Source organism: Halonotius sp. F2-221B (assembly GCF_046719765.1).
Taxonomy (GTDB): domain Archaea; phylum Halobacteriota; class Halobacteria; order Halobacteriales; family Haloferacaceae; genus Halonotius.
Genome location: NZ_JABEBY010000017.1, coordinates 48,954 through 72,121, shown reverse-complemented (window position 1 = coordinate 72,121; position 23,168 = coordinate 48,954). Strand labels below are relative to the sequence as shown.

At 64.2% G+C, this 23,168-nt stretch carries 25 protein-coding genes; 10 read left to right on the top strand and 15 right to left on the bottom strand.

Annotated elements, in window-relative coordinates:
• The 3 genes from HKK80_RS12670 to glmU all read left to right on the top strand — a co-directional run.
• Positions 1 to 878: ABC transporter ATP-binding protein (locus HKK80_RS12670; protein ID WP_411799962.1), on the top strand; the 878-nt coding region annotated here is incomplete at its 5' end.
• 46 nt (positions 879 to 924) lie between these two features.
• Positions 925 to 1,836 carry an NAD-dependent epimerase/dehydratase family protein gene (locus HKK80_RS12665; RefSeq protein WP_411799961.1) on the top strand — a complete coding sequence of 304 codons (912 nt, stop codon included), beginning with the start codon at positions 925 to 927 and terminating at the stop codon, positions 1,834 to 1,836.
• A 67-nt stretch (positions 1,837 to 1,903) separates the two neighbouring features.
• Complete coding sequence (gene glmU, locus HKK80_RS12660; protein WP_411799960.1) at positions 1,904 to 3,103, top strand: bifunctional sugar-1-phosphate nucleotidylyltransferase/acetyltransferase; 1,200 nt, start codon at positions 1,904 to 1,906, stop codon at positions 3,101 to 3,103.
• Between the two features lie 35 nt (positions 3,104 to 3,138).
• Here the strand turns inward: glmU and glmM are convergent, their stop codons facing one another.
• The 5 genes from glmM to HKK80_RS12635 form a co-directional block, all read right to left on the bottom strand.
• A complete protein-coding gene (glmM, locus tag HKK80_RS12655) occupies positions 3,139 to 4,470 on the bottom strand; it encodes a phosphoglucosamine mutase (protein WP_411799959.1) in 1,332 nt (443 codons plus the stop codon).
• A gap of 48 nt (positions 4,471 to 4,518) precedes the next feature.
• A complete protein-coding gene (locus tag HKK80_RS12650) occupies positions 4,519 to 5,928 on the bottom strand; it encodes a class II fumarate hydratase (protein ID WP_411799958.1) in 1,410 nt (469 codons plus the stop codon).
• A gap of 64 nt (positions 5,929 to 5,992) precedes the next feature.
• Entirely contained in the window at positions 5,993 to 6,256 is a 264-nt protein-coding gene (locus HKK80_RS12645; RefSeq protein ID WP_411799957.1) for a BolA/IbaG family iron-sulfur metabolism protein, read from the bottom strand.
• Between the two features lie 483 nt (positions 6,257 to 6,739).
• Positions 6,740 to 7,720 (bottom strand): flap endonuclease-1, encoded by a 981-nt coding sequence (gene fen / locus HKK80_RS12640; protein ID WP_411799956.1) that lies wholly within the window; start codon positions 7,718 to 7,720, stop codon positions 6,740 to 6,742.
• Positions 7,721 to 7,776: 56 nt separating this feature from the next.
• Complete coding sequence (locus HKK80_RS12635) at positions 7,777 to 8,439, bottom strand: GNAT family N-acetyltransferase (RefSeq protein WP_411799955.1); 663 nt, start codon at positions 8,437 to 8,439, stop codon at positions 7,777 to 7,779.
• Positions 8,440 to 8,500: 61 nt separating this feature from the next.
• Here HKK80_RS12635 and HKK80_RS12630 point away from each other — a divergent pair, with 61 nt between their 5' ends.
• Together HKK80_RS12630 and HKK80_RS12625 are read left to right on the top strand one after the other, a co-directional pair.
• Positions 8,501 to 9,112, top strand: a complete 612-nt coding sequence (locus HKK80_RS12630; protein WP_411799954.1) for a class I SAM-dependent methyltransferase — start codon at positions 8,501 to 8,503, stop codon at positions 9,110 to 9,112.
• A 51-nt stretch (positions 9,113 to 9,163) separates the two neighbouring features.
• A complete protein-coding gene (locus tag HKK80_RS12625; RefSeq protein ID WP_411799953.1) occupies positions 9,164 to 9,568 on the top strand; it encodes a DUF3054 domain-containing protein in 405 nt (134 codons plus the stop codon).
• 16 nt (positions 9,569 to 9,584) lie between these two features.
• On the opposite strand, the gene HKK80_RS12620 is transcribed toward HKK80_RS12625, so the two are convergent.
• Both HKK80_RS12620 and HKK80_RS12615 read right to left on the bottom strand, forming a co-directional pair.
• A complete protein-coding gene (locus tag HKK80_RS12620) occupies positions 9,585 to 11,192 on the bottom strand; it encodes a hypothetical protein (protein ID WP_411799952.1) in 1,608 nt (535 codons plus the stop codon).
• Positions 11,193 to 12,011: an ABC transporter ATP-binding protein gene (locus tag HKK80_RS12615; RefSeq protein ID WP_411799951.1), complete on the bottom strand. Its 819-nt coding sequence runs from the start codon at positions 12,009 to 12,011 to the stop codon at positions 11,193 to 11,195. It lies immediately after the preceding gene.
• Positions 12,012 to 12,294: 283 nt separating this feature from the next.
• Here HKK80_RS12615 and HKK80_RS12610 point away from each other — a divergent pair, with 283 nt between their 5' ends.
• On the top strand, positions 12,295 to 12,510 hold the full coding sequence (locus HKK80_RS12610) for a hypothetical protein (protein ID WP_411799950.1): 216 nt from the start codon (positions 12,295 to 12,297) through the stop codon (positions 12,508 to 12,510).
• A 54-nt stretch (positions 12,511 to 12,564) separates the two neighbouring features.
• Positions 12,565 to 13,563 (top strand): ornithine cyclodeaminase family protein, encoded by a 999-nt coding sequence (locus HKK80_RS12605; RefSeq protein WP_411799949.1) that lies wholly within the window; start codon positions 12,565 to 12,567, stop codon positions 13,561 to 13,563.
• A gap of 26 nt (positions 13,564 to 13,589) precedes the next feature.
• Here the strand turns inward: HKK80_RS12605 and HKK80_RS12600 are convergent, their stop codons facing one another.
• The 3 genes from HKK80_RS12600 to HKK80_RS12590 all read right to left on the bottom strand — a co-directional run bounded on the left by HKK80_RS12600 (position 13,590) and on the right by HKK80_RS12590 (position 15,455).
• On the bottom strand, positions 13,590 to 14,657 hold the full coding sequence (locus HKK80_RS12600) for an mRNA surveillance protein pelota (protein WP_411799948.1): 1,068 nt from the start codon (positions 14,655 to 14,657) through the stop codon (positions 13,590 to 13,592).
• A 91-nt stretch (positions 14,658 to 14,748) separates the two neighbouring features.
• The gene (locus tag HKK80_RS12595; RefSeq protein ID WP_411799947.1) at positions 14,749 to 15,093 is read right to left on the bottom strand and encodes a hypothetical protein; all 345 of its coding nucleotides are present in this window, start codon (positions 15,091 to 15,093) and stop codon (positions 14,749 to 14,751) included.
• Positions 15,090 to 15,455, bottom strand: a complete 366-nt coding sequence (locus tag HKK80_RS12590; RefSeq protein ID WP_411799946.1) for a winged helix-turn-helix domain-containing protein — start codon at positions 15,453 to 15,455, stop codon at positions 15,090 to 15,092. Before HKK80_RS12590 ends, HKK80_RS12595 begins: the two co-directional genes overlap by 4 nt.
• A 200-nt stretch (positions 15,456 to 15,655) precedes the next feature.
• Here HKK80_RS12590 and HKK80_RS12585 point away from each other — a divergent pair, with 200 nt between their 5' ends.
• The gene (locus HKK80_RS12585; protein ID WP_411799945.1) at positions 15,656 to 15,922 is read left to right on the top strand and encodes a ribbon-helix-helix domain-containing protein; all 267 of its coding nucleotides are present in this window, start codon (positions 15,656 to 15,658) and stop codon (positions 15,920 to 15,922) included.
• A 12-nt stretch (positions 15,923 to 15,934) separates the two neighbouring features.
• On the top strand, positions 15,935 to 16,234 hold the full coding sequence (locus HKK80_RS12580; RefSeq protein WP_411799944.1) for a type II toxin-antitoxin system RelE family toxin: 300 nt from the start codon (positions 15,935 to 15,937) through the stop codon (positions 16,232 to 16,234).
• Between the two features lie 21 nt (positions 16,235 to 16,255).
• Here HKK80_RS12580 and HKK80_RS12575 read toward each other — a convergent pair whose 3' ends face one another.
• From HKK80_RS12575 to HKK80_RS12560, 4 genes are all read right to left on the bottom strand, one after another.
• Entirely contained in the window at positions 16,256 to 17,329 is a 1,074-nt protein-coding gene (locus HKK80_RS12575) for a guanosine monophosphate reductase (RefSeq protein ID WP_411799943.1), read from the bottom strand.
• 221 nt (positions 17,330 to 17,550) lie between these two features.
• A complete protein-coding gene (gene purM / locus HKK80_RS12570) occupies positions 17,551 to 18,546 on the bottom strand; it encodes a phosphoribosylformylglycinamidine cyclo-ligase (protein ID WP_411799942.1) in 996 nt (331 codons plus the stop codon).
• A gap of 51 nt (positions 18,547 to 18,597) precedes the next feature.
• The gene (locus HKK80_RS12565; protein ID WP_411799941.1) at positions 18,598 to 19,248 is read right to left on the bottom strand and encodes a metalloprotease; all 651 of its coding nucleotides are present in this window, start codon (positions 19,246 to 19,248) and stop codon (positions 18,598 to 18,600) included.
• Entirely contained in the window at positions 19,245 to 20,945 is a 1,701-nt protein-coding gene (locus tag HKK80_RS12560; RefSeq protein WP_411799940.1) for a TraB/GumN family protein, read from the bottom strand. Before HKK80_RS12560 ends, HKK80_RS12565 begins: the two co-directional genes overlap by 4 nt.
• A 528-nt stretch (positions 20,946 to 21,473) precedes the next feature.
• Here HKK80_RS12560 and HKK80_RS12555 point away from each other — a divergent pair.
• Entirely contained in the window at positions 21,474 to 21,977 is a 504-nt protein-coding gene (locus tag HKK80_RS12555; protein ID WP_411799939.1) for a bifunctional nuclease family protein, read from the top strand.
• Here HKK80_RS12555 and HKK80_RS12550 read toward each other — a convergent pair whose 3' ends face one another.
• Positions 21,978 to 23,144: a S1C family serine protease gene (locus tag HKK80_RS12550; RefSeq protein ID WP_411799938.1), complete on the bottom strand. Its 1,167-nt coding sequence runs from the start codon at positions 23,142 to 23,144 to the stop codon at positions 21,978 to 21,980.
• Positions 23,145 to 23,168: the final 24 nt, after the last annotated feature.

The window sequence follows — 23,168 nt, the reverse complement described above, 5'->3', positions numbered from 1 at the left end:
TGCTGTTTCCGGCTCATTCCTGTAGATATGCTCCCAGAGAGGTTAAACTAGACAGTCTAAGTCTGAAGCTACACTCACATCTTGTTCGCACCCACGAGTTCCTCGATCAACTCGACGAGCGACGGGAGTCCGACGGTGACCAGCCCGTGTCGTCGGTCGGGGAGATCACCTTCGACGATGTCGCGTTCAGCTACACCGACGACGAGCAGGTGCTCGATGGCATCTCCTTTGACGTTGCTCGCGGCGAGTTTGTCGCTTTTGTCGGTCAGTCCGGGGCAGGCAAATCGACGATCGTCTCGCTGCTGGCTCGCTTCTACGAGCCCAATGCCGGTGAGATCCGCGCCGACGGTACGCCGATCGAGGCGTTCGATCTCCAGGAGTGGCGCGAGCGGATCGCCGTCGTTCGCCAACGACCGTTCATTTTCGACGACACACTCGAAGGCAACCTGACGGTGGGCAACCGTGAAGCGACCCGAAAAGAGGTCGAACGAGTCTGTGAGATCGCCATGGTCGACGAGTTTCTCGATGAGCTCCCAAACGGCTATGACTCACAGCTCGGCGACGATGGCGTCCGGCTCTCCGGTGGCCAACGCCAGCGGATCGCCGTCGCCCGCGCGCTGCTGACCGATGCTCATTTTCTCGTCCTCGATGAGGCGACCAGCGATCTCGATTCGGGGATCGAAGCCGACCTGCAGGCGTCGATCGAGTCGATGGATCGGGAGGTTGGCATCATCGCCATCGCCCACCGGCTGTCGACGATCCAGAACGCCGATCGGATCTACACGCTTGCGGACGGCCAGATTGTTGAATCCGGGACACATAGTGAGCTGATCGAGGCATCGGGAACGTACGCCGGGTTGCACGCAAAACAATCGTAGGACAAAGAGGCGAAGCAGTGATGCGTGCTGATACACACCACCAAGTATGCAGGGCCAACGCGTCCTCGTCACCGGCGGGGCCGGATTTATCGGATCGAACCTCGCCAACCGGCTCACCGAAGACAATGACGTGATCGTCGTCGACGACACCTATCTCGGGACGCCAGCAAACCTCTCGGAGGACGTCGAGTTCGTCGAGAGCTCGATTCTTGATACTGACTTTCCCGCCGCTGTCGACGTGCTGTTTCATTTGGCGGGCTACTCGTCGAGGGATATGCACGAAGAGAATCCTCAGCGCGGCTGTCGGGTCAACGTCGAGGGGTTCGTTAACACCGTCGAACAGGTTCGCAAGCAGGGCTGTGAGACCGTTGTCTACGCCTCGACCTCCTCGATCTACGGCAGCCGAACCGAGCCCTCGCCGGAGAGTATGTCGGTCGAATCTCAAACCGCCTACGAGGCCTCGAAACTCGCCCGCGAACGCTACGCAGAGTATTACGCTAACCACCACGATATGAACATGGCTGGCCTGCGTTTCTTTTCGGTGTATCAGGGCTTCGGCGGCAACGAGGAACACAAAGGCGAGTACGCCAACACTGTCGCCCAGTTTGCCGACGCCATTGCCAACGGCGACGCTCCAGAACTGTTCGGCGACGGTAGCCAAACCCGGGATTTCACCCACGTCAAGGATGTCGCCCGCGCGTGTGAACTCGCCGCTGATCACGAACTAACTGGCGTCTACAACGTCGGTACCGAGGAGGCCTACAGCTTCAACAAGATGGTCGAGATGATCAGCGATACCCTCGGCACCGACATCGATCCCGAGTACATCGAGTGCCCCTTCGACGGCTACGTTCACGATACAATGGCCGACAGCTCGAAGTTCCACGAAGCGACCGGCTGGGAGCCACAGATCAGCTTCGAAGAGGGCGTCAAACGTGTGTGTGAACCCTATCGCTGACAACGTCGCCTAAAAACGGCCGTCTCGCCACCAGAACGGTTTTTGCATATCCTCCGAAGAAGCAGCTATGCAAACTGTCGTCCTCGCGGCCGGGCAAGGAACCCGGATGCGACCGCTGACCGACGCGACACCGAAGCCGATGTTGCCGGCCGCCGGCAGGCCACTGCTCGAACACACCCTCGACCGCGCGGCTGACGCCGGAGCCAGCCGGTTCGTCGTCGTCATTGGCTACGAGGCCCAACAGGTTCGCTACCACTTCGGCGACAGCCACCGCGGGCACGACATCGACTATGCCGAACAGACCGCCCAGCGCGGCACCGCCGACGCTGTTCGGGCGGCCGCACCCGACCTCGACGACGCACCGTTCGTCGTCCTCAACGGTGACGCACTCTACGACCACAACTCGCTGGCGACACTCTACGAATCCGGCCCCGCTGTCGGCTCCTACCGCGTCGACAATCCCTCGAACTACGGCGTCCTCCAACTCGACAGCGACGACGACACGCGCGTCACGGGCGTCGTGGAAAAGCCAGCCGATCCGGACTCAAACCTGATCAACACCGGTTCGTACGTCTTTCCGGCCACCGCCAAGGATCGGCTCGACGTGTCGACCTCCGAACGCGGCGAGTTGGAGTTGACAGACGTGCTCGAAACCGTCTGCGGGGAGAGGACGGTGACGGCTGTCCCCTTCGACCGCTGGCTCGATGTCGGCCGCCCGTGGGAACTGTTGGCCGCCACCGAGTGGCTCTCGGAGTCGCTCTCGCGGCGGCTTGACGGCACCGTCAGCGACGACGCGACTATCGAGGGCGACGTTGTGGTCGAACCCGGTGCGACAATCAAAGCCGGCGTCACCATCGAGGGGCCAGCCTACATCGGTGAGGACGCGACTGTCGGGCCGAACGCCTACATCCGGGGGGCGACCGCCATCGGCGCGAACGCGAACGTCGGCCACGCCGTCGAGATCAAAAACAGCGTGCTGCTGAGCGATGCTACCGTCGGTCACCTCTCGTATGTCGGTGACAGCATCCTCGGCCGCGGCGTCAACTTCGGCGCGGGAACGACAGTTGCCAACCTCCGCCACGACGACGAACCGGTCGAGATGACCGTTAAAGGCGACCGTGTCTCGACGGGCCGCCGGAAGTTCGGTGTTGTCGTTGGCGACAACGCCAAAACCGGGATCAACACGAGCCTCAACGCAGGCGTCGTGTTGGGCACAGAAATGACAACAACACCGGGTGAAGTGCTGACGCGCGACCGACGGGAGTGAAAGCAGCCGAACGCTGTCGGCTGCACAGTCAACCGCTACTCACAAGCGGCTTCAACACGCTCGACGGTCGCAGCAATCAGGTCATCGACCACGTCTTCGGTCTCGGCTTCGGCCGTAATCCGGATCAACGGTTGGGTGCCGCTTGGCCGCACCAAAACCCACCCGTTGGCTGTCGAGACACGCACCCCGTCGATCGTCGTGACATCGTCGTAGGCATCTCTGAGCTTTGCGGCGACCCGTTCCATAACGGCTGTCTTGTCGTCGACCTCAATGCTCCGTCGTTGGATCGGATAGGTAGCAACCGAGGCCACCTGCTCGGCGAGTGACCCCTCGGCGGCGACAAGTGCCGTTAATTTCGCGGCTGCCAGCGAGCCGTCCGGACACAGCGTTTCATCGGGCCAGATCCACGCCCCGGAAGGTTCACCACCGAAGACAACCGCCTCGCGTGTCGCGGCCTCGGCGACAAACACATCGCCGACCTTGGTTCGCGTGACGCGGCCCCCAAGCGAGTCGATTGCGTCGTCGACACAGCGACTGGTGTCGACCGGTGCGGCGACGACATCGCCATCGGCACGGGCGACAGCGCGGCGGGCAAACAGCGCGAGCAGCACATCTTTCGGCACGAACGTCCCGGTTTCGTCGACGGCGACCATCCGGTCAGCGTCGCCATCGTGGGCGATCCCGAGATCGGCATCGCTGTGTTCAACCTGCCGACAGAGGGTGGTCAGCGTCTCGGCGGTCGGTTCGCTGGGCCGCCCGGGGAAAGAGCCGTCAGGCTGGGCATTGAGCGTTGTTACGTCGGCACCGAGTTCGCCGAGTGCGGCGGCGGTCACACTGCCGACACCGTTGCCGACATCGACGACCACGGAGAGTTCATCGATCGGTGCGTCGGTTTCGATCGCCTCGACGACGGCATTGGTGTGGGCTGCGGTCGCTCGGTCGTCGCTGCGGCGCGTTCCGGACTCGTCCCACGCAGCGAACGTGTAGGCGTCGTCCTCGACGATCCCGGCGATCCGGTCACGGCGGTCGGTGTCGAAGGCTTGCCCTGACGGCGTCCAGAGTTTGAGTCCGTTGTCTTCCGGTGGGTTATGCGAGGCTGTCACGACGATCCCGGCGTCGGCATCAAGTCGTGCGATACTCCGGGCGACTGTCGGCGTCGCAGCCATTCCGAGGTCGATCACGTCCGCGCCACATTCCCGACAGCCGGCGGCGACGGCGTCACGCAGAAAGCCACCACTCTCTCGGGCATCGCGGCCGAGGACAACCGTTTCGGCTCCATCCGTGGCAACTGCCCGACCGATCGACAGCGCGAGGTCGGCTGTGACAGCGTCACCGACCGGTCCGCGAATCCCGCTGGTTCCGAACATATGGCGTGGGTACCGCTACACGGATAGAAAACTACCGAAGGGGGTCGCTTAGTCGTCGGTGCCGAGAATGACGCGGTGCGTCATCGCTTCGGGATCGAGCACCTCATCGGCTTCGTCCTCGGTGAGATACCCCTCGTCGACAGCGACTTCCTTCACTGTCTTGCCCTCAGCGAGTGCCTGTTTTGCCACCTTGCTGGCCTTATCGTAGCCGATAGCGGGGTTGAGCGCGGTCGCCAGCGCCATGCTCTGCTCGACTTGGTCGGCGCAGTGTTCCTCGTTGGCTTCCAGTTTGGCGACGAACCGCTCTGCGAAGACTTCGGAGCCGTTAGCGATGAGTTCAGCCGACTGGAGGAAGTTATGCGCCAAGACTGGCTTGTAGAGGTTGAGGTCGATCTGGCCCTCGGCTGCGCCCGCCGAGACGGCGGCGTCGTTGCCGACGACCTGTTTGTGGAGCTGGTTGACTGATTCGGCGACAACCGGGTTGATCTTGCCGGGCATGATCGACGAGCCAGGCTGGTTCTCCGGCTGTTCGATCTCGCCGAGGCCGTTGCGCGGCCCGGAGGCCAGCAGCCGGAGGTCGTTAGCGATCTTGTTCAGCGAGCCGGCGACCGTCCGGAGCGCGCCATGGGCCTCGCTCATCGCGTCGTGGGCGGCTTGGGCTTCGAAGTGGTTGTCGGCCTCGCGGAACGGCAGCCCGGTCTCCTCGGCGATGTAGTCGGCCGCTTGCTCGGGGAACTCGGGGTGGGTGTTGAGCCCGGTGCCGGTCGCGGTACCGCCAAGCGCGAGTTCGGCAAGGTGATCCTGCACGCTCTCGACGCGGTCGACTCCTTTCTCGATCTGGGTGCGGTAGCCACCGAACTCCTGGCCGAGTCGAACCGGCGTCGCATCTTGGAGGTGGGTGCGGCCGGTTTTGACCACGCTATCGAACTCGTCTTCCTTGTCGGCGAGTTCGTCGGCCAGCGTTTCGAGTGCGGGCACAACGTCGTTGGCGACGGCTTCCAGACTGGCGACGTGCATCGCCGTCGGGATCACATCATTACTTGACTGGCCGTAGTTGACGTGGTCGTTGGGGTGGACGGCGCGGTCGCCGATCTCGTGGCCCATGATCTCGGCGGCGCGGTTGGCGATGACCTCGTTGGCGTTCATATTCGAGGAGGTGCCCGATCCGGTCTGAAACACGTCGACCGGGAACTGATCGTCGTGATCGCCGGCGATGACCTCGTCTGCGGCGTCGACGATTGCGTCGGCGATCTCATCGTCGACGAGGCCGAGATCGCGGTTCGCTTGCGCCGAGGCCTTCTTCACAATTCCGAGCGCGCGGACGAACCGGCGGCCGAATGAGATGCCCGAAATCGGGAAGTTCTCGACGGCACGTTGGGTTTGAGCTCCCCAATAGGCGTCGGCCGGGACTTCCATCTCACCGAGACTATCGGACTCCGTGCGGTAGTCGTCTGCCATACCAGAGCCAACGGGCGAATCCGGGGTAAAAGCTACTGATTGCCCCTACTCGTCGCGGTTCGCGTTACTCGCCGTGCTCGTCGTATTCTTCCGGCGTGTAGGTCGTCAGTTCGATGGCGTGGATATCGGTCGTCATGTGCTCGCCCAGCGCGTCGTAGACCTGCTGGTGTTGATCGACCAGACTCTGGCCCTCGAAGGCGGGCGAGACGACGGTGGCAGCGAAATGCGCGTCCTCGAACTCCTCGTCGACGCTGCGGGGACGGCTGACGGTTGCTTCGCAGTCCTCGATCCCGGCTTCGATAGCGGCCTCGATGTCGGCGGCGTCCATACCGACTACCCGGTATCGACCCACAAAAACGCGCGGGCTTCGGGGCGTCAGTTTGGGATGCAGTATAGCTGCGGTCGTGCTCAGATAAAGCGGAGAAATGGGAACCGCTTCGAAAGCCCGACGCGCTGGAGTCGGGGAGCTCGCTGCGCGCTTCGGGCCTGCGGCCCTGCAGTGCTTGCGTCGTCACCAGAAATCAGAGATTTCTGGTTGGCTCACGAGAGCTTGCTCTCGTGAACGCCCGCCTTCCTCCAGCGCGTCGCCCCTTTCAGTCCCGCCCGACCACGGCTGCCTGACCAGCCGACACGGGTGGGACTGAAAGGGGCCGGCGTCTCGGCGAACCCGGACGACGTAAGCACCGCAGTGAGCGAAGCGAACGAGGAGCGCAGCGAGTCCCGGGAGCCGAGACGCCGGGGGCTTTCGAGATAGTCACAATCTAATCGAACCACTCTAAACAGTATCATAGCCGCACACGAAAATAATAATTTAGCTCCAGCGGTCGAGGCCAGTCTGGACGACGGCTGACTCGATGCGCTCGAAGCCGCGTTCGACTTCGTCGGCATCAACTTCCCATTCTCCAGTAACGTAGGCACGGGCGGCGTCGAGATCCGGGTCGATGTCGCTGTCTATCTCGTAGTCGTCGGTGACCGGCGGATCGAAGAACAACTCCCTGATTCGGTCGGCGAACTCGATGTGCTCGCCGCGGGCCTCCAGGACGCCGAAGAGATCGCCGTGTTCCGTGATCAGTTTCACGCCGGTTTTCGGCCCGATTCCGCTGATTCCCTCGTTGAAATCAGTGCCACAGAGCATCGCCACGTCGACCAACTGTTCGTAGGTGATGTCGTGCTCGTCGAGGGTCGGCTGGAGTTCCATCAGTTCGGGATGGCCCTTGCTCGTCAACTCCCGGAGGGTACTGGGCGCGCCGAACAGCAGCGTGTCGTAATCCTCGCTGCCGACGAAATCGGCGTCGCCGATCTTGTTCATGTAGGCCGCTTGGGCCTCGCCCTCGGCGGGTGCGTCGATGTAGGGAACATCGAGCAGGGCGAGGAGATCGCGGGTCGTCTCCTGAATCGTTTCGGTGAGCCGCACCGTCCGGGCTGACAGCCGCGCGGCTTCCAGCGCGTCGCCAGCGGCTTCGGCCTCCGCCAATCGTTCTTCGGCCTGCTCGCGTTGCTCGCGGCGTTTTTCCACTTCGTCGTCTTTCAACTCGGTAACGCCGCCATCGAAGACGAAGATCGGCGTCAGATCGTGCTCGAAGAATTTTGGAAGGCCCTGGACGACGCCGATCAGGTTGGCGACCTCGGTGCCGTCGTCGGTGGTGTAGATCGCGTCGTCAGTCCATTTGACGGTCGTCGTCAGATACCGGTACAGCCAGTTGTGGGCGTCGACGGCGACGGTGCTGCCCTCGATGTCGGCGAAGGGACACTCCGAGAGGGCCGCCAGCGAGCGAAGATCCGAATTTCCCATACCAAGCGAATGGATGCCGTCGGCTTGAAACTCCCGAGTCGATGCGTAAAACTCAGCTACCGATCATCGACGGCCGACAACAGTCCTGGTGGCGCAACGTCACCATGCTCCGCGAGAAACTCGGTTTCTGCCGTTGACAACCCCTCGCGCTCCCGAAACACGTCAAGGCCGCGCTGGTAGTCCGATTGCGACGCGACGGCTGGCTCACCGATTGGGCGATCAAGCACGAGTTCGGCCAGCCCGGTCTCCCGATCCGTGTAGGTGAACCCCGCCTTGTAGAGCGCGTGATACGAGAAGGCGTTGTTGACGGCGATGGCGATCCGGTCGTAGCCGGCCGCGGCTGCCTTCGATGTTAGAAACGCGACCAGCTGCGGGCCGAGTTGACTGCCGTCGCCGCGGCAGTCGTCCCGCACCGTCAGATACCGAATTTTCAGCGTCGAGGGGTCGGTTCGATCCGGGCTGAACGTGATCGCCGCAAGAACATCGTCGGCGAAATCACTTGCCTCAACGCCATCAGGCAGCGACGCCAGCGAGTCCGCGTCGTCGCTTTCGGCGTCGGTGCTGCTGTCGCCGGTCGCAGTCGCGCTCCCTACAGCGTCGCCGCGGATCACCGCCACGCCAGTCCCGCCGGTAACGAACTTCCCGGCGTAGCTGAACCGGCGGTAATCGAGCCGCAAGGTGGGATCAGCTTCGGCCCAGCCCAGCAGCGCGAACTCCATACAGCGGGATAACGGCGGCACCGACAAGAGTGCTTTTGCCGACGGCCGTCGAGAACGACGTATGCACGGCATCGGCGATGTTCGCTTTTTCGACCGGTTTGCCCGTATCTACGACCGGGTGATGCCAGCAGCCGACCGAAGGTCGCTGGCGGCAGCCCTCTCGCGGGCCGACGGCGACATCGACCGCGTGCTCGATCTCGGCGGCGGCACAGGCCGGGCGACCATCGCCGTCGACGCGGGCGAGCGAACTGTCGTCGACGTGTCCCGCCCCATGCTGGCGCGTGCGCGAACCCGAACAGCGAGCGGGCCGGGAAAGCCGACCGATCCACCCGGCCCGCTGGGTGCGATGCAGGGTGACGCGGGGCGACTGCCGGTCGGCGACGACGCGGTCGACGCGGCGATCATCGTCGACGCGTTCCACCACATGCCACAGCAGGCGGCGGTCGTCGCCGAAGCCAATCGCGTGATTCGTCCCGGTGGCGTCCTCATCATTCGGGAGTTCGATCCGAGCCATCCGCTTGGCTGGCTACTGGTTCGCGCCGAACACGCAATCCGCATGAAATCGACGTTTTACACGCCGGCTGATCTCGCCGACCTCCTCGCCGACACCGGATTTGCGGTCGACGTACTCGATGCGGGCTTCGAGTACACCGTGGTCGGAACGAACCGCTGAGCCGTTGGGGCGAATCGCTGAAGGTTTTACCCCCCAGTCGAAGGATGGGGTATGCTCAACGACCGCGTCGATACGGCCGGCCTCCCGCTGGCTGTCGGGGATCTGCTGGCGATCCTCAGTGTATTGACATTTGGCATGGTACAGCACGGCTCGATGTTCGACCGTGGTGCGATTGATATCGGCCACGCAGTCGGCGTCTACGCGCCGTTCGTAATCGGCTGGCTTGTCGCCGCAGTGGCCATCGGTGCCTACTCCGCGGGCGCGGGCGAGTCAGCGAAGGCGGCGATCCCACTCGGGCTTCGGGCATGGGTGGTCGCCGCGTTGATCGGCTTCGGCCTGCGGGCGATGGCGATCTTCCCCGGCGGACTCGCCCCGATCTTCATGGCGATCACGCTCCTGCTCACCGGCGGGCTGATCGCCGGGTTCCGCTGGCTCTTTTTCAAACTCGTCGGGTGAGAACCCCCGACCGTTTCTACTCCATCCGATACCCCTCGACCGTCCGGCGCGCATAAAGGAACGAAAACAGCCCGAAAGCGACGCCGAGCACCGCCGTGATGGCGATCCCACCGCCGCCGAAAGCGACTGCCGAGATACCGAGAGTGTCGGCAACGAAGTGGGCGATGAAACCGGTATGCGTGAGCAACAGTGGGAGGGCGACGATGGAAACGATCAGCGAGTAGATCACAAAGGCGACCGTACTTGGAATAATTGCCTTCCGGCTCCGGGAGACGCTGACGGCCTCGTGTCGCGGGAACGCCGCGCCGATCCCGGTCGCTATCGGGCCGGCACAACCCCCGGCGACGACCGTCCCGACGGTCAGTGTGGCGACCGTCGTGAGCGACTGCGGGCCCAAAACCCCGAGGACGGCGACCGCCAGAGCCGTCGCGGGGAGGCCGACAAGCGCGCCCGCGGCGATGTGACCGCCGACAAGTGCGCGAGCAGGGCTGGGGCTCAACACCGTCGCCGGTAGGACAGCCCCTTCATTGCCGACGACGTTGAGCGTGAACAGCGCGCCGGTGACCCACGCGCCACAGAACGCCACCAATATGGGAAAGGAGCCGGCGACGCTACCGGTCTGGACGGTTTCCATGATCGGCGTCACCAACACGAACGCCGGGTAGATCACATACGACAGCGAGATCGGCGACCGGCGGGCCCGTGTCCAGTCGACAGCGACGACGCCGGCGATCGGCTGAGGGAGCCAACTGAGGAACCGACCGCCGGTCGCGTCGGTCGGCGTCGCCGTCGATTTGGTCGTTTCGAGCCCGTCAGCGTACCAGAGCCAGCCCGCCAGCCGTGTCAACACGGGCGCGCTGACGGCGAGACCGACGGCGACGACGATCAGGCCGGCGGTAGCGCGGACGAGCGAGGCCTCAACACCGGCAACAAGGAGGGGTGCCTCACCAACCCAGCCGATCGGTGTCGGCGCGACAACGTCGAGCAGCGGCGCGAGCACGTCGCTCGTCGAATTCGAGAACAGCACGGCGAAGTATGCCAGAAAGCCAGCGACGAAGGCCATCGTCCGGAGGCGGTAGAGCAGCCGCGAGCGAACGCCACCGTTCTTGATGAGGAGGGCGACGCCGATCCCGGTCAGGAAGCCGGTCGCCGCCAGCAGCGTGGCCGTCACAAAGACGACCGGCGCGGCAGCCACCGAGCCGACGCCGACAGCGAAGGCGACGGCGGCCAGCGCGAGAACGAGGACTGTCGGGAGCCCAAGCACCGTTGCCTCGGCGGCGAGCACCCCTGCAAACAGCTGGCCGTGTGAGATCGTCGTCAACAGCCCATCGCGGTTGTCGGGATCGAGCAGCGATGTGTAGCCGCGGATGCCACCGAAGACGGCGGCGGCAACCCAGATCCCGACAGCGACCCGCCTGGCGAGATAGATCGGCGTCGACACGTCGCCGGTGAGCGCGCCCCCAGCGAAGTACGCACCGCCGACGAGCACACCCACCGCGGGGAGGAGAAACAGCATCATCAACACGATGCCGATCAGTTGGCTTGGATTGTCCCGCAGCGTCCGCCAGCGGCGGCGGAGTTCGGTGCGACCGACCGTCCGGGTTCGGGCCCACGAGACCGACATCTATCGCTCCGTCGCCGCCGCGTCGGTCTCGCCAGCGGCCTCGCTGTCGTTGCTGTCGGCGACGGCCGTCGCTGCTGTCGACGACTCGGTCGTCACCGAAAGGAACACATCCTCCAGCGTCGAATCGTCGCCGGCTTCGGCGGCCGTCGTCAGCTCATCGGGCGCGCCCTCGGCGACGAGTTCGCCCTCGTAGAGCACGCCCACGGTGTCGGCGAGTTCCTCGACGACCGAGAGGATATGCGTCGAGAGAAAGACTGTCTGGCCGTTGTCAGTGAGGTCGTCGATGGCGTCGATGACGGTGCGGGCAGCGCGGGGGTCGAGCCCGCTGGTCGGCTCATCGAGGAAGACGACCGCGGGTTCATGCAGCAGGGTCTGAATCAGGCCGATCTTCTGGCGCATCCCTTTCGAGTAGTCGTCGAGCCGGCGGTCGGCGTCGTCGGTGAGATCGAAGCGATCAAGCCACGTCTCGATCCGGTCGGCTGTCGGTTCCGGCGGGAGGTCGCGGAGCCGGGCGAAATACTGGAGCTGTTCGCGGCCGGTGAGTTCGTCGAATACCGGTGGTTCCTCGGGGAGGTAGCCGACGCGGCTGCGGACGCCGTCGCGGTCGGAAACTGGGATCCCCAGGATCGCGGCGTCGCCGCTGGTGGGCGTCGTCAGCGTCGTCAACATTCGCATCGTGGTCGTCTTGCCCGCGCCGTTTGGGCCGAGAAAGCCGTACACCGCGCCGCTCTCGACGGCGAGATCGATCCCGTCGACGACCGGCTCTGCGTCGAACCGCTTGGTGAGGTCGGTCGCGGAAATCGCTGGCTCGTCGGTCATCGGCGGCTGCGAGATCGCCGCATGGCGGTTCGTGCGTAATTCGACTCGGGTAGCCGGGTTGCTGGAGGGCAAATCATTCGTTGGTTCCCGTTTCGGCGACCCCATCAAAAACGCTGTGATGGCTCAACACGCGATTTTCGAGCCGCAGACCGTCGGCGGAACAGCGAGCTGTCGGTCACCACTTTTGCATAAGTTATGAATATGTTTCTAATGGCCACTAAGAACCCACCATGGAACCACGGGAAAAATTTATGTGTTGTTTTGCCATAGTATGATGTAACCCATGGCACAGTACTACGACTACGTGCTCGGCGTGATTCCGCTGCTGCTGGTCGGGCTGACGGGCATCCTCTCGGTTGCCGGCCTTGCTTTCACCGCCGCCCTCCCGGTCGGGGCCGGCGTTGCCGCGCTCGTCATCGGCCACGCGCTGTTCGTCAGCATCCCGACCCAGCCGACGGCGGAGTCGACCGAGCCGACCCAGCGAGTCAAGGCTGAATAGCGCGCCAATCGTTCGTGGCGACGGTTTTTCAGCGTGTGGTGCCGACGCGGCAGTATGACCGATACCCTGTTTCTCACCAGCGACGAGATCGACGGGCTGGCGACGCTGGCCGACTACGTCACACGCGTCGCCGACGGCTACCGCCAGCGCGGCGACGGCGCGCCGACCGAGCCCCGGACCGCGCTGTTCGGCGACGAGCCGCCAGGAATGTTGACGAGCTACAGCGCGATCCTCCCCGAGGACGGCTACATGGGCGGCTACACCTACAGCGCGGGCTTCGGCGCGGGCGACGCGTGGTTCATGACGCCGTTGTTCGACGCCGACAGCGGCGAGCCACTGGCCCTGCTGGACGGCGCGAGCATGAACCCGTTCAAAACCGGCGCGGCCGGCGCGGTCGGCGTCGACGCCCTGGCCCGCGAAGATGCTGAAACGGTCGGGCTGATCGGCTCCGGCGCGCAAGCGCGTGGGCAACTCCGCGCGACGGCGACAGTGCGAGATCTCGCTGCGGTCGACGTGTACTCGCCCACAGAGGCCAACCGCGAGGCATTCGCCGATGAAATGACCGACACGCTCGGCGTCGACGTGACCGCCGTCGAGTCGAGCGCGGCCGCCGTCGCCGACGCGGATATCGTCATCACCGCGACGACCGCCAGCGAACCCGTCTTCGATGGCGACGAGTTGGCCCCTGGGACGCACGTCACCGCGATGGGCCAGTACCACCCAAAGAAACGGGAACTCGATACGACGACCATCGAACGGAGTACCTACGTCCCGGATCTCCGCGAGCGCGTCATGCAGGACGCCGGCTCGTTCATCTACGCAGTCGAAGCAGGCGTCGTCGACGAATCACACGTCCACGCCGAACTCGGTGATGTCGTCGCCGGCAACGCTTCGGGCCGGACGAGCGACGACGAGATCACCGTCTTCGACAGCGGCGGCACCGCCATCGAGACAGTCGCCGCAGCGGGCATGCTCTACGAGCGCGCCCGCGAGCAGGGCCTCGGCTCGACGATCGAGTTCGCGCCGGCCAGCGATGCGTTGACTGGAAAATAGTTCGGTGGAATCAGGGAGCAGGGTCGTTACTGCAGTCGATACCGGAGTAGGGCGGCAATGCCACCAAAGCTATCGAGCTGTTGGCCGGGATGAAAATCCGACGAGAAGACGGTGATCTCGCCGCCCTGCTGTTCGACCGATTCTATCACGTCGTTGATATCGAGCTCCCAGTCGCCGTCGCCCTGTCGTTCGTCCCGCAGGCGATTATCGAGGATCAGCAGTTCTTCGACCGCGCCGAACTCGGCGGCCTTCTGGACTTCGTCGATCCCGTAGGCCGCCTTCGCGCCGTCGGCGATCCGTTCCATCAGTTCGTCGATAGTCTCGGCCTCGCGGGCGATACGCGTTTCGTCCTGTACTTCCTCGACCGCGCCGCGCTTGAGGACTTCGTGGACGCCGCGGCCGCCCGCGCTGGAGGTGTCGACGACGGTGATCAGGTCGGCGAGGTTGCGGTACTCCTCCTCGATGTAGTCGCGAGCGTCCTGCTTCGTGAAGCCGGGGCCGGCGAGGATGATCGCGTCGGTGTCGAGATGGCTCAGGGCGTCGCCGAGTTCGGCGAACAGTTCGTCGCGTGGGCGGGAGTACTCACCCTTGCCGGTGGGTTTGGTGAAGGAGGCGTACTCGTCGACTCCATACTCCTTGACGAGGTGGATGTAGGCCTCGCCCTCCTCGACAGTGGCGATGGCGACATCGGGGCTGTCGGCGGCCTCTTCGGCCTCCTCGATGCGCTCGATCTGGTCGGGTTTGAACTGCTTTTCAATCGTCAGTTCGTCGTGGGCTTCGACGTTGAGCGTGTGGTGGTGGCCGAGCTGATCCTCGCGGGAACAGTCGGTGATCTCGCCGCCGACACGCAGGCGGTTGGCGAAGCGGGCGAACTCCACGTCCGAGACCTCGATAGTCACCGAGAGGTGTTCGCGCTGGCCGCCGGTGTCGCGCATCTGGTCGTCGTCGCGTTGGATGCGCCTAGTGGTGTCGCCGGAGACGAGGTCGCCCGGTTCGAGGACGTAGGAGAGATGCCAGAGGTCGTCGACGGTTTCGGGCGTGAGCGTCAGCCGCTCGCGGCCGGCCTCGCCCTGCCCGCGGCTCGCAATTCGCATAGCGGGTGTTCAGGGGGCGCGGTAACAACGCTTGTGTTCTTCCCTAATCGGATACGACCATCTGCTCGGCCGCAAGCGAAGACAACGCGTGCTACGGTTCGACACCGATTATTGAGGCAGTCGCGGCCGCAACTTTCTGAGTCGCTGCCGATGTGAGCGATCCCTTCGGTCGGATGATGTTGTCGTGTTTGAGCGTGAATAGATACCACGGCGAGGCATAGCTTTCCTCACCCGGATCGCCCATTTCCCACGCTGCTCGGTCAAGTGCAATCGCTCCGGATCGTTCCGTGCGGGTCAAGCCGACCACAGCGTACTCGCTACCGTGAAACGGATGTGACGGCCCACTGAGGATCAAAAACGGTCGCTCGGCTGGCTTTGATTTGAACGGCGCAGGATGCCAGACGACATCACCGCGCTGAAACGGCGCGTCGGTCATCGATGCTCTCGCGGATCAACGTCGCTGTCAGCCCACCCTTCGAATTCGTCGTCCGCATGTTGTTCCTCGAAGGCAGCCATGCTGTACATAGAAGCCCCGATAGCAGCGAGGCGGTCGTCATCAGTGACAGACCAGTACGGTTGCTCGTGTTCGACTAAGCCTTGATCAGCTAATCGAGACAGTGTCGGATTGAGACTACCACGTGGGATGTCGACCTCCTCAGCGATTTCCGCTGGTTTGAACCCGAGATTGGGGTGCTGAGCGAGAAATGAGAGGATCTTGTGTGCGTTCGAGCCCGGATCGATAGCGAGCGTGTCGACTGTCTCCCGGGTTTGTTTGTACTCGTCGAACTCCACAGGCATATCCGAATGTATCTCTTGTATGGATTTGTATGTTTGGGTAAGTTCAGTCCGACTCGACGATCTGTTCCAGTCCCTGCTAAGTCAGCCCGGACACCACAAGTACGTTGTGGGCACTCTCGCGTTTATTTGCATCATCGGAGGCTTTCATCGTCACTCGTACTGGCGACACACCTAATAGTACCACCCGTGTACCACGATATATGAGCACGGAGACGCCCGAAGACAGCGAGATGGTGAAGCTCAACGTCAAAGTTCCGGAGCCGCTGCTTGCGGAGATCGACGAGCTGGCCGGCGAACTGAACTACACGAATCGCTCGGAGTTCGTGCGCGAGGTGCTGCGCGATACGACCGAGCCGATCCTGACGCCCGGCGCAAAAGAGGGGATAGCGCAGGGGTATGCCGACGTGGCGGCCGGTCGAACGATGACCCACGAGGAGATGAAAGAGAAGTACGACGTAGACGATTGAGAGGGCCGACAGGTGGCTCACGATATCGTCTACGCTGAGACGCTCGATGAAACCCTTGAGGATCTAGAAAAAGAAGACGCCCAGCGCGTCATCAGAAAACTCGGTGAGATCGCTGATTTTCCCGATCACTTCCTCGACTCGTTGAAGAATCATCCGGGCTACAAGCTCCGTGTCGGCGACTTCCGGGTGCTGGTCGACTGGGACAAAGACGACGAAACGCTGTACGCTATCGATGTGTTCGAGCGAAAATACGAGTACCGCAAACTCGGAAACTACCGCGAGGTGTGGGGGTCGTGGCGCGACGATAGCTAACCCACAAGACTACCCGGTATCTTAGTCCGATTCAACGACCTGCTCAAGCCCCGACTGCTCCATGCCGGACTCCACGAGCACGCCGTGAGCACTCTCGCGTTCCTTCGCGCCGTCGGAGACTTTCACGAACACCGCGTTCTCGCGGGCCTCGGAGATCGTCTGCCCGCCGCAGTAGCTCAGCCCTGAACGAATCCCGGCGATGAACTCCTCAGTCAACGGCGCGAGCGGGCCTTTGTACGGCGTCAACGCCTCGACGCCCTCGCCGGAGTCGACGTCGATATCCTTGTCCTCGCGGTCGTCGTTGGCGGCCGTCGAGGCCATCCCGCGGGAGCGTTTGAACCGCTCGCCGTTGCGCGTGACGACGCGGCCCGGTGCCTCGTCGGTGCCGGCGAAAAAGCCGCCCATCATCACGGTCTCCGCGCCGGCCATCAGTGCCTTGGCGGCGTCGCCGGAGTTCTGAATCCCGCCGTCGGCCATGACCGTGATCCCGAGTTCGTCGGCGCGGTCAGCGCATTCATCGACCGCCGAGAGCTGTGGGTAGCCCGCGCCGGCGACCTCCCGCGTCGTACAGTGCGACCCCGGCCCGACGCCGACTTTCACGCAGTCCGCGCCCGCGTCATAGAGGTCTTCGACGGCTTGCGGCGTGACGACGTTGCCCGCGATCAACTCGGGGTCGTACTCGGCGCGAATCTCGGCGACGGCGTCGAGTGCGCGCTCCATGTGGCCGTGGGCGACATCGAGAACGACCGCGTCGCCGCCAGCGTTCAAAATCGCCTCGGTGCGGTCGAGATAGTCCTCGTCGATGCCGACCGCCGCGGCGACGGGGCCGCCCTGCTCGGCGACCGTGCTGACTTCCGCCGCTTGCTCCTCAATCGAGAGGAAGCGGTGGATGACGCCCAGCCCGCCGAGGTCGGCCAGTGCGGCCGCGGTCTCGGCTTCGGTGACGGTGTCCATCGCCGCGCTGACGATGGGCGTGTCAAGCGAGAGCGACGGCGTCAACTGTGCGGTGAGGTCGATGTCGCTTCGACTATCCACAGCCGATCGCTGTGGAACAAGCAGTGCGTCTCCGTACGAGAGTCCGGTGCGGATCTCCATGTGTAACCCTCATCAAACAGGGGTGACACGCTATTAACCCCACTGCTCGCGGGTGCTGCTGCCGCAGCGCAAATGATTTAGCCGCTGGGGTGTCTATCTTGAAGGAACACACGTCACGCTTGCGGGACTCCATGTGTAACCACCCCCGTTTTGTGACGTGTGTCTCCAGTCCGTGAGCAGCAGGTGTGTCAGCCCCTGAGTAACACGCTGTCGGTCGAGTTCTAGAGGTCGAGGCCGCGAATCGAGACGCCAGCCCCGGCATCGTGGTCGCCGCTTGTTTCGACATGGCCGATCACTCGGCCGTCAGTCGCGGCTGCGAGATCAGCGGCGGCCGCGTCGTCGCCGACGGCAGCGACGAAGCCGGTGCCCATGTTGAACGTCGTGTGCATCTCGGCATCGGAGACGTTGCCCTGCTCTTGAACAAAGTCAAAGACCGGCTGGGCGTCGAAGGGGTCGTCGACAACGTAGCGGTGGTCGCCGAGCCGCTGGAGGTTCCCCCAGCCGCCGCCGGTGATGTGGGCCGCGCCGCGAACGCCGTGGGCGCGCATCGGTGTCAACAAGTCAGTATAGATTCGGGTCGGCTCCAGCAGGGCCTCGCCGATAGTGTCGTAGCCGTCGAACGGACAGGGATCGGTGTACTCGTGGTCGCGGGTCGTCGCCGTCCGCGCCAGCGTCAGTCCGTTGGAGTGAATTCCCGAGGATTTCCAGCCGACGAGCGTATCGCCCAGCTCGGCCGCGCCGTCGAAGAGGCCATCCTTGTCAGCGAGGCCGACGCAGGCACCCGCGAGATCGAGGCCTTTCACAACTTCCGGCATCACGGCGGTTTCGCCACCGACAAGTTCAATGTCAGCCTGCTTGGCTCCGGCGGCCAGCCCCTCGCCGATCTGTTCTGCAAAATCGTCGTCGGGTTCGTCGATAGCGAGATAGTCGACAAAGGCGACCGGCCGGACGCCGGCGGCGACGAGGTCGTTGACGTTCATCGCGATGCAGTCAACCCCGACCGTCGAGTAGTCGCCGAGGGCTTCGGCGACGAGGAGTTTCGTGCCGACGCCGTCAGTCGCTAAGGCGAGATATCGGTCGCCGATGTCGAGTAAGCCGGCGTAATCGCCCTCGCTGTCGCCGACCGCGTCGATCAGCGCGGCCGTCGCCGACTCGCTGGCTTCGATATCGACGCCCGCATCGGCGTAGGTGAGTTCGTCGTCCGCGTCGTCAGTCATACCTCACAGCGCGGGCAGCGAACACAAAAGCGCGATGATTCGGCGAGTCGCTTAGATGATACTGATATCGAGCGTCGTCCACGCAATGTAGGTCAAGGCAGCACTCAACAGAAACGTCCCGCCCCAAGCCGGTTTGCTCCACGCGATGACGGTCTTCCCGTCGAGCGGGCCGAACGGGACGAGATTGAACGCCGCCAGAAACAGGTTGACGATGATCCCGAGTTGGCCGAGCAAGACAAGCAGCCCAAGGTTCAGCCCGACACCGCCCAGGTATACCGGGAGGAAGACCGCCGCCAACACGAGGTTCATCACCGGGCCGGCGATGGCGATGTGGCCGTGTTCCTTTGCGTTCAGGTAACCGCGGTGGTGTACCGCGCCGGGTGCGGCGAAGATGAACCCGAGCAACGCGCTCATCACAGCTAAAAAGAGCATGTTGTAGTCGGCGCGAAACTCTGCGATCTGGCCGTAGTTGACGGCAACAACCTTGTGTGCGAGTTCGTGCAGCAGGAAGGCGACACCGGCGGTCAACAGGCTCACCCCAAGCAACACCACCAGCGGGAGGCCGACCATCGCCAGCAGGTTCGGCCCGCCGCCGGCAAAAAAGATCGTGAAGGCCAGCCCCAGGGCGGCCCAAGCGACCAGCAGGTCACGCACCTCACGGCTGCTGAACTCGTAGTCGCCGATCCGGTAGGCGGTGCTCATGTGATCGTCCTCCAGATCAGCTCCGCGCTATTGCGCGCGCCATCGAGCATGAGCTGTGAGATCCCGTCGACACCGCCGAGTTCGGTGCCAAGGAGGGGCAGGATGTAGCTCACGAACAGCGCGCTGGCGACGATGCTCCCGACGTTTGTCAGGGCGACGACCATGATCAGCTTGAACAGCGGGACATCGAACATCTCGCCGAGGATCTCACCGATCGGTTTCGTCTCATCGGAGAGCAGATCGTTGAGCGTCCCGATGTCGCCGACGTTGACCGTGAGATGTCGAAGCTCGACGTAGCCGGCGAACCAGCCGGGCGCGAGGGCGGGGTTGATCGAGGTCATCCACGCGACCGCACCGCCGACGCCGGCCGACGACCACCGCGCGCCAGCCAGCTTGGCAAAGCCGGCGGCAAAGACGGCGTTGATCAGGAACCACGCGCCGAACACGCGCAGCAGGAAGGCGTTTTGCACACCGGCCATCGCCAACAGCACGAAGAAACTCACAAACGCGACCGAAAGCACGATCCCGATGATCTTCCCCCACGGGATGCCGCGACCGGTCTCCTCGCCAACCAGCGTGTTCATCGGTGGCAACGAGGCCGGATCGTCAAGATAACCCTCGATCCCCGCACGGTGGCCCGCACCGACAACCGCCAGCACGTCGTAGCCGTTCTCTCGAAGCCCGACAAGCTGGTGGCCGATGTAGGCGTCGCGCTCGTCGATCAGCGCTTCCGCGCCGCCGGGGCTGAACTGCCGGAACTCCTCCATCATCACCGTCACCACGTCGGCGTCGGTCAGCTCCTCGATCTCCATCTCGTCGATGCCACCCTCCGGGGCTGGGCCACTCGGGCCCAACAGCCCGATCACCACAGCAGCGACCAGGCCGAGCGCGAGGCCGCCGACAAGCCCAAGCGTGAGACTGCCGATGATCGTGACCGCAAACCCACCGAGCAACGAGCCGACAGCGGCGTCGGCAACCCCGGAGGCAGCAACGACGGAGGCAACCGCCCAGCCGCCGCCAAGCGAGGCGATGAGGCGACGGTCGCCGCCAAGCGCGAGCCCCGCGAGTTGGTCGATGAAGAGGGCGGCAGCAAGGCCGAGCAGGCCGCTTGCGGCAGCCCGGAGATAGACCGCCTCGGTGATGCCGACCGCGCCGCCAAAGAGGGCGAGAGCGGGGCCGGCGACCAGGCCGACGATGAGGCCGACCATCACGCCGACAACGCGGCTGTCGGTGACCCCGAAGGCGAGGCCGCCGACCATCCGCAGCTTTTCGGTGATCGTCATCCGCGCCCAGAACCGCTGGATCGTCTCCTGGATGTCGCGGTCGACGAGGGCGACATCGATCCCGTGTTCCTCGGCGGTTTCGACGGCGGCCAGCATATCCGCGCCGGGGTCGATGTCGAACTGCTCGCCAAGCCGTGTTTGGACGTACGACAGCATCCAGTAGGCGAGAAACTGGAAGACGGTGTTGCCCTGCAGCAGATCGCTGGCGTCGAGATCGTCGGGCTCGTGGCCCTTCAGTTGGCGATACCGCCCGTCATCGAGTTCGACGGCAACGATATCCGGCTGCTCGTCAGCGATCGCGGTTTCGACCTCCTCGACGCTTGCCTGGGAGACGTGGGCGGTCCCGATGACCGATACCGACCCCTCGCCGTCGGCTGGCTCGGTTTGGGTCGGTCGATCCGCGGGGGTACTCATTGGCCGCGTTTGTCCACCGGCGGGTTTACCAGTGTCGGAGTCAGCGTTTGGGCGACCGCTTGGTGACCAACCATGAGTCGGCCACACGGTACTGTTCAGATTAGTGCGGTTGGATTGCGAACACTTCGAAAGCCCCCGGCGTCTCGACTCCCGGGACTCGCTGCGCTCCTCGCTCACTACGTTCGCTGTGGTGCTTGCGTCGTCCGGGTTCGGCGAGACGCCGGCCCCTTTCAATCCCACCCGCGTCGACGGGTCAGGCAGCTTCGGTCGGGCGGGGCTGAAAGGGGCGACGCGCTGGCGGAAGGGGGGCGACGCAAGCACTGCAGGGGCGCAGGCCCGAAGCGCGCAGCGAGCGCGTGGTCGACCGTAGGGAGACCACGGTCGCTCGAACGGCGACCGAAGGGAGCCGTGAGAGCCCACCGAAACCAGCGCGTCGGGGCTTTCGAGATGGTTCCAGTTTCACCAGCCTACCTGAACACGACCCCACACCGGGAACAGCTATTCATACGTCCCACCCGAAGAGCAGGTATGTCACACGATGCAGCGGTCGAGGGGATCGGAATGGGCGTCGGTCCCGACGGAACCAACGTTCCCGCCGTCATCCTCACCGCACGCGAGGAGTACCTCCCGATCTTCATCACCAGCGATCAGGCACAGTCGATCAGACACTCGCTGTCGGGCGAGCCCTTCGAGCGACCGCTGACCCACGATCTGCTGGTCGAGATGGTCACCGAGTTCGGCGGCGCGATCGACGGCGTCCGGATCGATGAGCTGGCCGACGGCACCTTCTACGCCAAGATCGACGCCGAGCGGTACGTCGACGGCCAGCCGGAAACCTTTGCGTTCGATGCCCGGCCGAGCGACGCCATCGCTATCGCCGTCCGCAGCGAGTGTCCGATCAGCGTCTCCGATGAGATCCTCGATGCCGCCGGCCGTGATCCCGACGAGATCGAGGTTGAAGAGCCCGACTCCCGCGGCGGTGACGACGAGTTGGTGCCGGACGATCTCTTTTCGGACGACCCAGACGAGTAGCTACGCGTCCGGCAGCGTTCCGAGCGTCACGTCGACGACGACCTCCTCGCCGTCTCGCAGTACCCGAATCGGAACTGTCTGACCGGGGCGGGTCTCCAAGGCAAGTACCCGGCTCAACTCGTCGGTGTTGTTGATCTCGCTGCCGCCGATCGCTAAGATCACGTCGCCGCCGGTCGGGATCGCTGCCGCGCCGGATTGCGGCTGCTCAGGCTCCGGCTCGTCCGGCGATGGCGGCTCTGGGGTTGAGCCGTTCGGCGGTTCCGGCTCGGTGTCGTTTGCCGGCGGCTCCCCGGTGTCACCGTCGTCGGCATCGGCGTCAGCGTCGTCGCTGCCGGTGATACTCGGCTGTAAGATCCCGTCGCTTGGGCCGCCATCAGTTGTTTCGACGACCAACACGCCACGCGGGCGATCGAGGCCGTTGGCGTCGGCGATCTGCGGTTCGACCGTGAGAATCGTCACACCGAGATAGGAGTGGTCGTAGCTCCCGGTCGAGCGGAGTTCGGGGATAACTCGCGTTGCCAGCTCCGCCGAGACCGCAAAGCCGACGTTGCCGCCCTGAGAGGCGAAGACGACGCCAGCAACGTCGCCCGCGAGATCGACCAGCGGGCCGCCGCTGGAGCCGCTGTTGACCTCAGTGTCAGTCTGGATCGCCGCCGGGATCGAAAACCGGCTGAGCCCCTGGACGGAGCGACCGCGCGCGCTGACGATCCCCCGCGACAGCGACTCGCTGAGCCCAAAGGGCGCGCCGATGGCGACGACCTCCGCGCCGACCGGCGTCGGCTCGGTGACAAACGACAGCGTCTCCGAGACCGACACCGAGGAGTCGACTTCGAGCACCGCGAGATCGCTGTGTCGATCCGAGCCGACAACGCTGGCGTCGGCCCACTGGCCATCAGCCAGCCGAACCGTAACCTCTGAGCCCGGATCGACGACATGGTGGTTGGTGACGATCGTCCGCGGGTCGATCGCAAATCCCGATCCCTGTCCGACTTTGCGATCGTTTTCGGCAACGTGGACAACGACAACAGAAGGGAGGACCTCGTTGTACACTCGCGTGTAGGGGCTCTCGTCGGCACTGCTGTCGACCGATTCGGGGGCCGCACAGCCGGCCACCGCGGCCGCGCCCGTCGCAACCGACGCCAACAGCGCGCGTCGCGTCTGTTCCATACACCGGGAGGTGTCGCCGCCGGC